Genomic DNA, 14,895 nt, shown 5'->3' with positions numbered 1-14,895 from the left:
GATGAATCATATTTTGCTGATTGTATCATTTATTATTTTACTTTGTATAGTACTGAATCTGATAACAAGTAAAATAGGCGTGCCGGTACTTTTAGCATTTATTTTGCTTGGAATGGTATTCGGGTCTGAAGGCATATTTAAAATAAGATTTGATGATTTCAAACAGGCGGAAACCGTATGTTCATTCGCGCTTATTTTTATCATGTTTTACGGAGGATTCGGAACAAATATAAAGGAGGCAAAGCCTGTACTTTTAAAGGCCGGACTTTTGTCAAGCGTCGGAGTAGTGCTTACTTCAATGTTTGTGGCAATGTTTGCATACCTGGTTCTGAAATTTTCATGGATAAACTCGGTACTTATAGGTGCGGTGATTTCTTCAACGGATGCGGCAAGTGTATTCTCAATATTACGAGACAGACATTTGAATCTGAAATATAATACCGCATCTATTTTGGAAGTGGAGAGCGGAAGTAACGATCCTTTTGCATACATGCTTACGATGATTGCAGTGACTATGATATCGGGAAGTATAACAGTCGGAAGTGTTTTCAGTATGCTGTTTTTACAGCTTTTTGTGGGAGCATTGACAGGTGTTTTAATTGCTTTTATTTTTAGATATTTGATAAACAGATTCATTATAAACACACCCGGATTTAATATGGTGCTTGTAATTGCCGTTGCACTGCTTTCATATTCATTACCGACTGTGGTCGGCGGAAACGGATATTTGAGTGTATATATAACAGGTATTATCCTTGGAAATTCAGATATCAGAGGAAAGAAAGATTTGGTTCCGTTCTTTGACGGTATAACGGGTATTATGCAAATACTTATATTTTTCCTTCTTGGACTCTTAGTCTATCCGTCAAGACTTTTATTTGTTGCAGGTACAGGATTTGCTTTGGCATGTTTTATAACATTTGTTGTCAGACCGCTTGTTATTACAATAATTATGAAACCTTTTAAGGCAACGTGGAATCAAATTTTTCTGGTGTCATGGTCGGGGTTTAGAGGAGCTTCTTCAATAGTTTTTGCAATTACGGCATTATTAAATACAAATGCAAACTATGATATATTCAATAATGTATTTTTTATAGTATTATTTTCAATACTGCTACAGGGAAGCCTGCTTCCGTTTATATCTAAGAAAATTGATATGATTGATGAAGGCTATGATGTAATGAAAACTTTCTCGGATTACAGTGGAGATGAGATACCTATAGAATTTATTCAGCTTACTGTCAGTGAAAATCAAAACTGGTGCGGTAAAAGTATAAGTGATTTAAACCTTCCACCGGATACATTGATGGTTTTAATAAAGCGAGAGGGAGAGGATGTAGTACCTAACGGACAAACTGTACTTTGTTGTGGCGACACGATAGTTCTTGCCGCAAAGTCAATTGACTTTGAAGAATATTACAATATGACCGAGCTTGTTTTAACTAAGAAATTACTTTCAAAAGGTACCACACTTTCAGAGCTTTCAGGGGAAATTGATGCACTTGTAATGCTGATTATAAGAGGGGATGATTTTATTATTCCAAACGGTGAGACAACTCTTTATGTGGGAGACACTTTGGTTTTAAACAACGGACCTATACAATAAAAAGGGATCTGTTAATCGTAGGAATTTACGTTTAACAGACCCTTTTTTATACAACATTTGATATTACGCCGAATGATATAATCATCATTATAATACTTGCCATAAGCATACCTAGGCAGATTGCAAGAAAGGCTTTCTTTCTGTTCATCTCAAGGAATGCGGCTATTATTGCACCTGTCCAGGCACCTGTGCCGGGAAGAGGTATACCTACAAAAATAACAAGCCCCCAGAATCCATATTTTTCTATAGAGTCTTTGTTTTTCATAATCTTTTTATGTAGGAATGAGTGCATTTTATTAAAAAGCTTAAATCTGGATTTTTCCATAGCACTTAAGATTTTGTTAATCAAAAGCAGTAAAAAAGGAATAGGTATAGCATTCCCTACAATTGCTATAACATAACTTTCAACCGGTGAAAGCTTTAGAAGAGAAGCCGCTATAAGACCGCCTCTGAGTTCCAAAATAGGAAGCATTGATATAATAAATACTATCAATTGCTTTCCGAAGCTGAGAGACAACAGTCCGCCCATCATTCCTATAAGTGATTTCGCTAATTTTTCCGCCATAAATTACCTTCCGTTTTAATATGTTTTTATAAAATTCATTGTTATATTCTACCAAAATCAGAATAACTTAGATTTTAACAGATTGAGTAATTACAATCAAGGTGCTAATATTAAGATATGGAGGTAGAAAGATGGAATTATTAAAAGGGGCAATGTGTCTGGAAGGCGGATCTTTAAGAGGTCTGTTTACAGCCGGTGTTTTGGATGCTTTGCTTGATAATGAAGTATATATTGAATACGTAAACGGAGTTTCAGCAGGCTCGATGAACGGAATGAACTATATTTCAAGACAAAGAGGCAGATCAAAGAGAATCAATTTAAAATACCTGCATGATAAGAGATATATAAGTTATAAAAACATGTTCAAATCCAGACAAATATTTAACTTCGATTTCTTATTTGATGATATTTCAAATAAATACGATATTTTTGATTGGGAATCATTTAATGACAAGGCGAAAAAATATGAAGTTGTAGCTACAGATGTGATAACCGGAGAGAGCAAATTTTTTGATAAAAATAATTGCAGCGATATTATATCGGCAGTAAAAGCTTCGGCATCCATGCCTGTAATGTCAAAGATGATAGATGTGGAAGGCAGGAAATATCTTGACGGAGGTATATCAACCTCAATTGCATATAAAAGAGCATTTGATGTCGGTTATTCAAAAGCGATAGTAGTACTTACAAGAGAAGAGGGTTACAGGAAAAAGCCTGTAAATAAGATAAATGAAAGTATATATAAAAGATACTTTAAGCCGCTGCCGAATCTGGTTGAAAAATTAATGACTGTACCTGAGAGATACAATAATATGCAGGAAGAGATGGAAGAGCTGGCTAAAGAGGGTAAGCTTTTAATTATCAGACCGCAGAATAAGGTTACAGTACAAAGGCTTGAGCACAGTAGCGTAAAACTTGAAAAGTTGTATAATGAAGGCTATGAAGTAGGATCAAAAAATATCGAGAACATAAAGAACTTTATTGCTTTAAAGTTTTAAGGTTTAAAGTCTTAGGGTATTGACGTGATAAAATATATATAGTATAATTCCTTGCATAATAAGTTTTATTTATATGGAAGGGAAGTTTATGAAAAAAAATATTTTGACAATAGCAATGGCAATGCTCCTTGGAGCAAGCCTTATGGCATGCGGATCAAAAGCGGATAATACAAACGGCAAGGCTGATTCTTCATCAGAAGTAAGTGCCGATGCAAAAAAAATAGGAGTTTTGCAGTATGTACAGCACCCTGCACTTGATAAAGCAAATGAAGGTTTTGTAGCGGCACTTGAAGAAGCAGGTCTTGAAGTGGATATCGAGCAGCAAAATGCCGGCGGTGAGCAGTCGGCGGCACAGACTATAGCAAACAAACTTGTAAATGATAAGAAGGATTTGATTCTTGCAATAGCTACACCGGCAGCACAGGCGGTAGCAGGAGCCACTTCAGATATTCCGGTAGTTATAACAGCGGTAACAGATCCTGCAGCTTCAGGACTTGTGGAGAGCAATGACGCACCGGGAGGAAATGTTACAGGAAGTTCGGACCTTACACCGGTAGCAGATCAGATCGAGCTTTTAACAAAACTGTTACCTGAAGCAAAGAATGTGGGTATACTCTATTGTACAGCTGAGGCAAACTCCAAGTTACAGGCGCAAATGGCTATGGATGCCCTTAAAGAGAAGGGACTTACCGGAGTCGAGTACACAGTTTCAAGCTCAAATGAGATTCAGACAGTGGTTGAGTCAATGGTAGGTAAGGTAGATGCAATATATGTACCTACAGATAATGTTATAGCTGCAGGTATGACAACAGTAGCTATGATTGCCACTACAGAGCATAAGATTCCTATAATAGGTGCAGAGGCGGCTCATGTGGAAAACGGTGCTTTGGCTACATACGGTATTGATTACTTTGAGGTTGGAAAGCTTGCAGGAGAGCAGGCGGTTGAAATTTTAAACGGAAAGTCACCTGCAGATATTCCTATAGCTTATTTGTCAAAGGATAAATGTAAACTTACAATAAATGAAGAGGTTGCAAAGGAACTTGGAATAGACACATCAAATATTTCAATGGAGTAATTTATATAATATAAATTTTTGGAGGTATAAATGTTTACAGCACTGTTAGGTGCCGTTGCTCAGGGAATACTTTGGGGAGTAATGGTGCTTGGGGTATATATTACCTATAAACTGCTGGATATAGCGGATTTGACAGCAGACGGAAGTTTTGCTTTTGGCGGATGTGTATGTGCGGTCATGATTGTAAACTTCAACATGAATCCTTTACTTGCACTTCTTTTTGCAACTTTTGCCGGAATGATTGCAGGATTTATCACAGGAGCATTACACACAATATTTGAAATACCGGCTATTCTTGCAGGTATACTTACTCAGATTTCTCTTTGGTCTATCAATCTTAGAGTAATGGGAAAGAGTAATATACCGCTTTTAAAGACAAATACAATATTTTCATGGCTTACAGATGCTACAGGTATGAGTAATGCCGTAGCCGGAGTTATTCTCGGCGGAATTATTATTGTACTTATTATAATGATACTATACTGGTTCTTCGGTACGGAGCTTGGTTCCGCGCTCAGAGCAACCGGAAATAATGAAGCTATGATCAGAGCTCTCGGAGTAAATACAGGTCATGCAAAGCTTCTTGCCTTGGTGATAAGCAACGGACTTATAGGTCTTTCAGGAGGCCTTATAGTACAAAGCCAGAAGTATGCCGATATTAATGCAGGAACAGGAGCCATAGTAATCGGACTTGCAGCTATAGTTATCGGTGAGGTAATACTTGGTAAAGTAATATCTTTTTGGATGAAACTTTCGGCAGCTGTTGTAGGTTCTATAGTGTACTTTGTAATCAGAGGTATTGTATTACAGCTTGGAATGGATGCTAACGATATGAAGATGCTTTCTGCAATAATAGTGGCACTTGCGCTTGCCGTACCTGTAATGAGTGCAAAAATAAGGGCTAAAAGAGCCTATTCACCGAAGGGAGAATAAGATGTTAGAGATTAAAAATGTCAGTAAAACCTTCAATATAGGTACAATAAATGAAAAGAAAGCTTTAAATAAATTATCACTCAAGTTAAATCCGGGAGATTTTGTAACAATAATCGGAGGAAACGGTGCAGGTAAGTCAACAATGCTTAATATGATTGCAGGTGTATATCCTATTGACGGCGGTCAGATTATAATAGACGGTGTGGATATATCAAGAATGCCGGAGCATAAGCGAGCAAAGTATATCGGAAGAGTTTTTCAGGACCCTATGATGGGAACCAGTGCAGGAATGCAGATAGATGAAAACCTCGCACTTGCTTTTAGAAGAGGAGAAAAAAGAGGTTTATCTTGGGGAATAAAAAAATCTGAGAAAGAGCTTTACAAGGAAATACTTGCAAAACTTGGACTTGGACTTCAAACCAGAATGACATCAAAGGTAGGACTCTTATCAGGAGGACAAAGACAGGCGCTGACACTTTTGATGGCTACTCTAAAAAAGCCTAAGCTATTGCTTTTAGATGAGCATACAGCGGCACTTGACCCGCAGACTGCAAAGACTGTTCTTGATCTTACAAAGCAGATTGTGGCTGAGCAAAATCTTACCGCAATGATGGTAACTCATAATATGAAGGATGCTCTCAATATAGGTAACAGACTTATAATGATGCATTCAGGCAGAGTAATCTATGATGTAAGCGGTGAGGAAAAAAAGAAACTTAAGGTTGAAGACCTTTTGAGAAAATTTGAAGAGGCAAGCGGCGGTGAGTTTGCCAACGACAGAATGATGTTGGCTAATTAGTAAATTCAAATAGGAGGGGATTATGGATAAGAAACTTATTATCACCATAAACAGAGAATATGGAAGCGGTGGAAGAATAATAGGACAGCAGCTTTCAGAAAAACTGGGTATACCGTATTACGATGATGAAATAATAAAAATGGCGTCAGAACATTCAGCTGTAGCAGAACAATACTTCAGAATGAATGATGAGAAACCGGGGCATAATATTTTACAAAGAATAATAGGCGGAATAAAAAATGCAAATAATAAGCCGTCCATAGGAGACGATATTGTTTCACCTGACAATCTTTTTAGATTTGAAAGCGAAGTTATAAGAGAGCTGGTAGCAAGCGAATCCTGTATACTTATAGGTAGATGTGCGGATTTCGTACTCAGTTCAGCAGGAGAAGATGACTTTGTTTCACTTTTCGTATATGCCGATCTCTCAAAAAAAGTTGACAGAGTAATGGAAGTTGACGGAGTAGATGCAAAAGAAGCACTTAGAAGAGTGCAAAGAAACAATAGAATCAGGAAAGAGTATTACAAGTATTATACCGGAGAGGAGTGGGACGATATGACACATTACGATCTTCCGCTGAATACATCAAAGATTACACTTGAACAAGGTGTGGATTTGATACTGGAGTACTTAAGAATCAGAGGTAAGTTGTAGAATGAAGGATAATTATATTGACAGCTTTTTGGCACAGGAATTCGGAAAGAGCCAAAATTATAATGAAATTAAGAACGGACTTTTTAGCGAATTCAATGTAAAAAAAGGTCTCAGAAATGAAGACGGTACCGGAGTAAGAGTAGGTCTTACAAAAGTATCCGATGTAGTGGGCTATGATATAATAGACGGTGTAAAAACAAATGTAGACGGCAAGCTTTACTACAGAGGTTACAGCTTAAACGACCTTGTAGACGGAAGTGCTAAGTCTACAAGAGGATATGAGGAAGTAATGTTCTTACTTTTATTCGGATTTTTACCTAATAAGGTGGAACTTGACAATTTCTCAAAGGTATTCAGAAGTATGTATACACTGCCAAGCAACTTCTTTGAAAGTGTGCTTCTTAGAAATCCCGGAAAGAATTTGATGAATGTGCTTCAAAATGCTGTACTTACTTTATACAACTATGATGAAGAACCTGACAATGTGGATGTTTATTCCACTCTTGTAAAAGGTATAAGAATATCGGCATCACTTCCTGTTATCATGTGTTATGCATACCAGGCGAAGAGACATTATTTTAATAATGACAGTTTGATAATACATTATCCTGATGAGAAGCTTTCAATGGCTGAAAATATATTGCAGATGTTAAGAGTTGATCAGAAATTTTCAAAGAACGAAGCGGCTCTTCTTGATACAATACTTATTCTTCATGCAGACCATGGCGGCGGTAACAACTCCACATTTACCAATGTAGTTGTTTCATCCACAGGTACAGATATATACTCAACTATAGCGGCATCTATAGGATCGTTAAAAGGACCTAAGCATGGCGGTGCAAATATTTCAGTTGTACAGATGATGAAGGCAATAAAGGACGAAATAGGTATAACTACTGATGAAAAGAAGATAAGAAATATCGTAAACAGACTGCTTGATAAAGACTTCTTTAATTGCAGCGGTCTGATATACGGATTCGGTCATGCGGTATATACTATCACAGATCCAAGAGCTGAGCTTTTAAGAGAATACTGTGAGACTGTAGCAAAAGATAAGGACAGACTGGACGAGTATCATTTCTACGAGGAGTTTGAAAAGACTGTAAAGAAGGTGGTATTTGAAAGAAAGGGAACTACAATTTCTTCAAATGTAGACCTCTACTCAGGATTTGCATACAACATGCTTGGTATTCCTGAGGATCTTTATACACCTTTATTTGTTATATCAAGAAATATAGGTTGGGTTGCTCATAATGTGGAAAACAAGCTTTATGACGGAAGAATAATGAGACCTGCAACAAAGTATGTGGGAGAATTAAAAGAATATACACCTTTTAAGGACAGATAAAAAAGAGAGGCCTAAGGCCTCTTTTTTATTTCTTATCTGTACTGCTCTCTAAAATATCATCAATCTTTTGTGCCAAGTCTTTTTTGTCCTCGTCGGAGTCCATTTCATAGAATTCAACTTCCACATCGGAATCAAGGTCATTTTCAACAACTTCGGATTTTTTGGTATCCTTTCCGAATTTGTCAAGTTGCTTTTTAGCCTTGTCAACTACAGGCTCAACACTTGATTTAGCTTTTTCAAACAAAGGCTTTGCATTGTCCTTTGCCACATCACCGGCTGCAGAAACATTATCTGTGATAATATTTGCCACATCCTTTAACATTTCCTTGGCTGCACTTGCCATACCTTTTGCACTGTTTGCGGTATCCTTTGCTGCCGTAACGAATTCATCTGTAGTAGACTTTAATGCTGTATACTTTCTGTTTGCGGTAGCATCTTCTGTTTTATAATCTGAAAGTTCGTCTTCAAAATCATTGAATTCGCCCTCCAATTCTCTTTGATATTCTTTATACTTCAGTATATATGACACTCCGGCTGCCGCAGCACCTGCAACAGTTGCCCAAAACATTAATTTTTTAAATCCTGCCATAATATCCTCCTTTACAATAGTAGTAATTACAGTGTAATATCTATTTATAAAAAGTACAAGCATTATTTGGAGAGTTTATGAAAAAAGTTATGTATTTATTGGGCTGTATAGTGGGATTTATCGTAGTCGCTTATATTCAAAGCCTATATGTAAATTTAGGAGTATCACATACAAGTGATTACTTTTTAAGTAAGAGCTATATTATATTATCCGTTTCAGCTCTTTTACTGATACTCGTATCCGGAATATATTTGAATATTACAAAATTCAGTATAGTGAAGATATATCCGTTTGTAATGCTTATATTAGGACTTGGATATATGTATGTTTTTCCTGCCATGTCTGCGCCTGATGAGATAGCACATTTTATTTCTGCCTATAAAATATCAAATAAGATGCTTGGAAAACAGGCAACCGTTAAAGACGGACATGTAATAATAAGAGCACAGGATCTTTGGATAGAAGATGTGGATGGAGAGTACACTTTTGATAAAAGTAAAAGTGAAGAAGAGAAAGTTTTAATACCTGAGGAGGGAAGTCATGGGAAAATTATTTCAAGCAAACTTGAAGAAACATCTTATAAGGTTTTTTATGCAGAGGGGAATATTCGCGGTACTGATAATTATATCAGTTTTGGTGGCAAAGATTATGAAAAGGCCCAGTCGTTACACGCGCCTGTAAATACAATACCGAGTGTATATTTTTTACCTGCAACGGGTATCACTGTAGCCAGAATAATGGGGCTTAACAGCATTTATCTTGTACTCTTTGGAAGAATGGCAAATCTTATTTTATTTATATTATTTGGTACTTTGGGTATATATTTCCTGCCAAAGTTTAAAGAATTTATTTTTTTGGTAAGCCTTCTTCCTACTACAATTGAGCTTGCGGCATCATATTCATATGATGCGGTTATGATATCAAGTATGATTTTTTTTGTGTCATATGTGTTTTTTTTGTCGCATGAAAAAAAGGAGTTTGATATAAAAGACTTGGTTATAGTTTCCCTTATTGCGGGACTTGTTTTACCATGTAAAATGGTTTACTTCCCTATGCTTTTAATGCTTTTTAGTATACCGCTGTATAAGTTTAAGTTTAGAGGTAAGGTGGACGGCAAGATAAAAAAAGAAAATATAGCTTTTTTTCTTGCTTCTGCAGTAGTGGTACTTTTGTCATGGGTGTTTGCAATGTATCTTGTCAACAGATCTACAGTAGCAGGATATTCTACAAGCAATACTTCAAGTCTTGAGTGGGCAGGTGAGGAGAGCTACACTATAGGTTATTTATTGCACAATAAATTAAAGGCTGTAAAGCTGTTTTATAATACATTGCTTTTGCAACTTGAATACTATCATAAGACAATGTTCGGAGCATATCTTGGACATGCGGATGATGTGGTGGGGATTCCGTATATAGGATTTTTGGTACTTAATATAGGAATGATATTTTCTGTTTTCGGGGAGGCGAAAGAAAAGCAGCTGTTGGTAAAAGAAAGGGTGCTTACAGGTATCAGTATATTCTTTGTCATATTTTTGGTACTTTTATCAATGCTTATAGCATGGACTCCTATAAGTTCGGAATTTATAGAAGGCGTGAGCGGAAGATATTTTATTCCGGTACTGTTACCTCTTCTTATGATATGTAGGAATAATAAGATAGCGATAAAGGATGAGACCAAGAGAAATATCATATTCCTGTTTATACTTATAAATGCCATATCTTTGCTGAAAATATTTAGTACGGTATGTATAAGACTGTAATAAAAAGGGCAAACAGACTTACTTATGATATAACAAAAATGTAAAAAAAAATTAACAAAGCTTTTTGGTAAATAAGTTATAATATATAAAGAAGGAGGCAAGATGAAAAGAAATAATTTAATAAAACTTGCATCTGCATTAGCTATAGTAACAATGCTTGGACTTGGATTACATGGTAATGCATATGCTCTTAGTGCAACATCAAATATTGAATCGGTTGTAATAGGAGAAAATAAATCTACTGTAGATATCACTATGAATAATTCAGGTGATATGGCAGGTACAGACGGTAACTTTTATCTTTTTGAATTACAGCCGTATGAGGAAGGAATCGGAAACAGAACCGACTATCTTGAAAAGGTAAGTGCAGGTAATGTTACAAAATCATATCAGCTTAATAAAGGCAGTGAAAACAGCAGATTGTACAACAGTTATGCGGTTGCTGTTTATGACGGATCAAAATATGTTCAGGTAAGTTCACTTAAATATATTACAAATCCTGAGGCTGTTGCGGCAAATACGGATGCGTACAAGGCACAGGCATCAAAGAAAGGCTTGCAGATCGAGCTTAAGATGCTTGATGATGCTTTTAACCTCGGTGTAAAGCATGCATCTACAAATATTGCCTTCAACCAGATTTTAGGAAGCGGTATAGATTACAATTATAACGGCAAGACATATCATTTCAATAAGGCGCTTATAGAAAGCTATGATAAGACAATAAGTGCTTTTTCAGGAAAAGATATGACTGTTACAGCTATTATTTTGAACGGTTATAATGAGGCTCATCCTGAGCTTATGTATCCGAATATGCCGAGAAGAGACAGCATTTTCTACTATATGTTCAATGCGTCATCAAAAGAGGGCACTGAGACCACTGAGGCTATAGCATCATTCCTTGCGGAAAGATACAACGGAAAAAATACCGCACATGGTAAGGTATCAAACTGGATTATAGGAAATGAGATCAACAATCAGCAGTGGAACTATATCGGAGATATGGATGTAAGAAGTTATACAAGAAAATATGAGAAGGCATTTAGAGTTTTCTACAATGCAATCAAGTCTACTTCTTCTACAGACAGAGTATTCTATTCACTTGATTATAACTGGAATAATGAGATAAACAATAAGAATAAATATGGTGGAAAGCAGATAGTAGACAATTTCAATTCTCTTGTACTTGAGCATGGAGATATTGATTGGGGACTTGCATATCACCCATATCCGGCACCTATGACAGATCCTGAGTTCTGGGATGATGCTCAAAAGACCGGATGGATAAAAGACAGTTTTGATTCACCTGTAATAAACTTTGCAAACTTAAATAAGCTTACAGATTATTTTGCACAGGATGCACTTAAAAAGCATGACGGCTCCGTAAGACATATTATGCTTACAGAGGAAGGTTTTACAGCTACAAATCCTGCAAGAGGAAATCTTGAAAATGAACAGGCGGCTGCATTTGCATATTCATATTATCTCGTGGATTCAAATCCGTATATCGAAGCATATATCTTAAGTCGTCAGGTGGATGCACCGCTTGAGGTAAGACAGGGGCTTTCATTCGGACTTTGGACATGCAGCATGAATGTAGGAGATGAAATTCAGGCTATATCAAAGAGAAAACTTTGGACAGTATACAGATATATCGACAAGTCAAAGTACACTCTTGACAATACCGATTTTGCAAAGAGCATCTTAGGTATAAGTAAGTGGCAGGAATTGGTTCCGAACTTCAGATGGGCGGCACAGGAAAACAGAAGATAAATTCTTTTAATTTAAATCCATGAAGAAGTAAAATCTTTTTCATGGATTTTTTAAATGTCCGGACATAATGCAATGGCTGTGTTTTCATGGTATAATAAGGGACATTATAAAAAGAAAGTAGCAAAGACGGGGAAGTTATGAAACATACATTTGTTATTTGCGCATATAAAGAATCACCATATTTAGAAAGCTGTATAAAATCTTTAAAGGCACAGATTGTAAAATCAGATATAAAGATTGCCACATCCACACCGAACGATCATATATATAATATTGCAAAAAAATATAATATCGATGTGTTTGTAAATGACAAGAAGAAGCCGGAGAATGTGTCAAATATCGGATTTGATTGGCAGTTTGCTTATAATACGGCGCAAACCGAGCTTGTAACAATAGCGCATCAGGATGATATCTATTTAAAAAATTATACTAAGGATCTACTTAAGTATAAGAAAAAATACCCTGATATGACTCTTTTTACAACAGCATCAATCACATTAAAAAACGGCAAGATAAAGCAATTCGGTAGGGTGGAAATTGTAAAAAAAATACTCAGATTACCACTTAGAGTAAATGCTTTAAATAATATATCTCTTGTAAAAAGACTTGCAATCACATTCGGTAATCCTATAATTGCACCAAGCTGTGCATATGATAAGAGACTTTGTCCTAAGGATTTATTTATATCGGAGCTTAAATTTGCACTTGATTGGGAGTGCCTTCTTAAGCTCTCCAAACTTGAAGGAAGAATTGTATTGTCTGAAAGACCCGGTATTTGCTATAGAATACATGACGAGGCTACAACTAAAAAAAGCATAATGGATAATTCAAGGCAGATGGAGGAAAGTATAATGTTTGATATTTTGCTGCCAAAGCCTGTTGCGGATATTTATAAGAAAATTTATCAAAATTCATATAATGCTTACTTTTAGGAGGATTTATGGCAATTATTAAAATTGAAGAAAAGTATGAGTATCTGAAGGATGTTCTGCTTTCAATACTTCTTATACGCATCGCATTTGTGATAAACGCCGGAATGAGCATAAGAGGGCTATATCAGGATGATCTGTTTATGTGGTCAACCAGAAGAGGTGTGGGATTTTTTAAATATGTATTTCCGGATCAAACAAGAAAATTCAGGCCGGTATATTGGATAGTTGCATGGATATATCAGGGTATTTTAAAAAACAATATTTACCTTATAGTACCTATAAATATAATTATAGCTGCAATTATAGCAATAGGAGTGTATTTCTTTGCCAAAGAAATGGCAAAGTCAAGAGGTTTGGCATTTACACTGGCTTCAATGTTTTTGATATCCAGGTTTTCATATTATAATATAGGGCAATTTTTAGGTGTGATGGAGGCCATGGCCTTAGTATTTGCACTGCTTATGTTATATTTTTTATATCTTTATATAAAAAACGGAAAAGGTATTTATTTTTATTATGCATGTGGATTTTATTTTTTAAATTGCTTTACGCATGAAAGATTTATGGTTCTTTTACCCATGCTTATATTTGCTGCAATTGTCGGGAAAAGAAGAAAAATTTTAAATGCCTTAATATCGATATCATTATTTGTACTGATAACCCTTATAAGACTTCTTGCACTGAAGTCATTTATGCCTGAGGGTACAGGAGGTTCAAAAGTCAGTGAGACATTTAATATTGCAGACTTTTTCCATTCAATGAGAATTGAAATATTGTATCTCTTAGGTATCAATACAGGACCTGAACATCTTAACGGAATAAATTTTCATAATGTAAATACGGCGCTAAAGCTTGTTATTATAATAGGGATATTGGCTGCATTTGCTTTTATAATAAAATTTATTTATTCGATAGCGGTATACAGTAAAAAAATTGAACTGTCGTGGATAAAAAATATTTTACTTTTCACAGGATTTATAATAGGAAGTATGGTGTCATCTGCCGTTACTATAAGGGTTGAGATGAGATGGGTATATGCACCGTATTTATTTATGCTTTTATTGATTTCATATATTTACGGGGCGGATAAAAGTATCATAGTAAAAAGGGTTAAGAGTAAAAAGATAAAAGCTTCACCGGGAAAGATTTTCCATGTATCATTTACAGCGGTAGTGTTACTTTTCGTATGGGCATTTTGCATGATAACAGCGGATATATATTATAGAGGGTATTATGATAATATATATATATTCATAGGTCAAAACAGAGCAAATTCGCTGGCAGATGAAACATATTATAAGTATGGTAAGGACTTGAGGGATAAAAGAATTTTTATAATAAAAAATGATTTTAAACTCAGTAAATTTGATTCACTTGAGTTTTTCAGAAGCTATGATCAGAATATCAGAGAAGATATCGTTACATTTATTGAAAGCTACAGATCCATAGGTCAGATTGATGATGATATGATAGTTTTATCTGAAGATTTGAAAAATAATTCATATCAGGATGTAACGGATTTCCTTAGAAATTTAAAGATTGAAAATGTATACGGGCATTATTCTGACGGTTGGACCGACGAAGAAGCTAAACTTAATGTGATGTCAGGAGAAAAAGGAGAGATTCACTTTGAGATAATGTATCCGGGTGAGCTTGACGGAGATGAAGAGATAGAAATAGAAGTCAATGGAGAAAAGGAGACACTGTATCTTGTATCAAATATAACACAGTATGAAATAGATAGCACTCCGAATTCATTGACAGCTATACATTTGAAAAGCAATTTTTACTTGCCTGATGCTTCGGAACAAAGAGGTGAAGACAGATTGAGTTATATTTTAAATATAAAAATAGATTAGAGA

General features: G+C 35.6%; 14 protein-coding genes. 12 read left to right on the top strand and 2 right to left on the bottom strand.

Annotated features, from left to right (window positions below):
* Nucleotide 1: 1 nt before the first annotated feature.
* Entirely contained in the window at nt 2-1,606 is a 1,605-nt protein-coding gene (locus HMPREF1140_RS04095; RefSeq protein ID WP_009662520.1) for a potassium/proton antiporter, read from the top strand.
* 46 nt (nt 1,607-1,652) lie between these two features.
* On the opposite strand, the gene HMPREF1140_RS04090 is transcribed toward HMPREF1140_RS04095, so the two are convergent.
* Entirely contained in the window at nt 1,653-2,171 is a 519-nt protein-coding gene (locus tag HMPREF1140_RS04090; protein WP_009662587.1) for a COG2426 family protein, read from the bottom strand.
* Between the two features lie 131 nt (nt 2,172-2,302).
* Here HMPREF1140_RS04090 and HMPREF1140_RS04085 point away from each other — a divergent pair, with 131 nt between their 5' ends.
* The 7 genes from HMPREF1140_RS04085 to HMPREF1140_RS04060 all read left to right on the top strand — a co-directional run bounded on the left by HMPREF1140_RS04085 (nt 2,303) and on the right by HMPREF1140_RS04060 (nt 7,982).
* A complete protein-coding gene (locus tag HMPREF1140_RS04085) occupies nt 2,303-3,169 on the top strand; it encodes a patatin-like phospholipase family protein (protein ID WP_009662401.1) in 867 nt (288 codons plus the stop codon).
* A gap of 88 nt (nt 3,170-3,257) precedes the next feature.
* On the top strand, nt 3,258-4,247 hold the full coding sequence (locus HMPREF1140_RS04080; RefSeq protein WP_009662451.1) for an ABC transporter substrate-binding protein: 990 nt from the start codon (nt 3,258-3,260) through the stop codon (nt 4,245-4,247).
* A 14-nt stretch (nt 4,248-4,261) separates the two neighbouring features.
* On the top strand, nt 4,262-4,357 hold the full coding sequence (locus tag HMPREF1140_RS14115; protein ID WP_442852169.1) for a hypothetical protein: 96 nt from the start codon (nt 4,262-4,264) through the stop codon (nt 4,355-4,357).
* On the top strand, nt 4,329-5,180 hold the full coding sequence (locus HMPREF1140_RS04075) for an ABC transporter permease (RefSeq protein WP_432706862.1): 852 nt from the start codon (nt 4,329-4,331) through the stop codon (nt 5,178-5,180). Before HMPREF1140_RS14115 ends, HMPREF1140_RS04075 begins: the two co-directional genes overlap by 29 nt.
* Nucleotide 5,181: 1 nt before the next feature.
* On the top strand, nt 5,182-5,979 hold the full coding sequence (locus tag HMPREF1140_RS04070; RefSeq protein WP_009662574.1) for an ABC transporter ATP-binding protein: 798 nt from the start codon (nt 5,182-5,184) through the stop codon (nt 5,977-5,979).
* Between the two features lie 22 nt (nt 5,980-6,001).
* Complete coding sequence (locus tag HMPREF1140_RS04065; RefSeq protein ID WP_009662547.1) at nt 6,002-6,634, top strand: AAA family ATPase; 633 nt, start codon at nt 6,002-6,004, stop codon at nt 6,632-6,634.
* Nucleotide 6,635: 1 nt separating this feature from the next.
* Entirely contained in the window at nt 6,636-7,982 is a 1,347-nt protein-coding gene (locus HMPREF1140_RS04060; protein WP_009662526.1) for a citrate synthase, read from the top strand.
* 25 nt (nt 7,983-8,007) lie between these two features.
* Here HMPREF1140_RS04060 and HMPREF1140_RS04055 read toward each other — a convergent pair whose 3' ends face one another.
* Complete coding sequence (locus tag HMPREF1140_RS04055; protein ID WP_009662675.1) at nt 8,008-8,571, bottom strand: hypothetical protein; 564 nt, start codon at nt 8,569-8,571, stop codon at nt 8,008-8,010.
* A 77-nt stretch (nt 8,572-8,648) separates the two neighbouring features.
* On the opposite strand from HMPREF1140_RS04055, the gene HMPREF1140_RS04050 reads away from it, so the two are divergent.
* The 4 genes from HMPREF1140_RS04050 to HMPREF1140_RS04035 all read left to right on the top strand — a co-directional run bounded on the left by HMPREF1140_RS04050 (nt 8,649) and on the right by HMPREF1140_RS04035 (nt 14,892).
* Nucleotides 8,649-10,331, top strand: coding sequence for a DUF2142 domain-containing protein (locus HMPREF1140_RS04050; protein ID WP_009662588.1), 1,683 nt, complete (start codon nt 8,649-8,651; stop codon nt 10,329-10,331).
* Nucleotides 10,332-10,433: 102 nt separating this feature from the next.
* Nucleotides 10,434-12,101 (top strand): DUF5722 domain-containing protein, encoded by a 1,668-nt coding sequence (locus HMPREF1140_RS04045; RefSeq protein WP_009662604.1) that lies wholly within the window; start codon nt 10,434-10,436, stop codon nt 12,099-12,101.
* Nucleotides 12,102-12,238: 137 nt separating this feature from the next.
* Nucleotides 12,239-13,033: a glycosyltransferase gene (locus tag HMPREF1140_RS04040; RefSeq protein ID WP_009662701.1), complete on the top strand. Its 795-nt coding sequence runs from the start codon at nt 12,239-12,241 to the stop codon at nt 13,031-13,033.
* 8 nt (nt 13,034-13,041) lie between these two features.
* Nucleotides 13,042-14,892 carry a glycosyltransferase family 39 protein gene (locus tag HMPREF1140_RS04035; protein WP_009662610.1) on the top strand — a complete coding sequence of 617 codons (1,851 nt, stop codon included), beginning with the start codon at nt 13,042-13,044 and terminating at the stop codon, nt 14,890-14,892.
* The last annotated feature ends 3 nt before the right edge of the window (nt 14,893-14,895 follow it).

Source organism: Lachnoanaerobaculum sp. ICM7 (genome assembly GCF_000287675.1).
In the GTDB taxonomy this organism is placed as follows: Bacteria; Bacillota; Clostridia; order Lachnospirales; family Lachnospiraceae; genus Lachnoanaerobaculum.
Note: the sequence above shows the minus strand (reverse complement) of the source record. Positions and strands in the feature narration are given on the sequence as shown.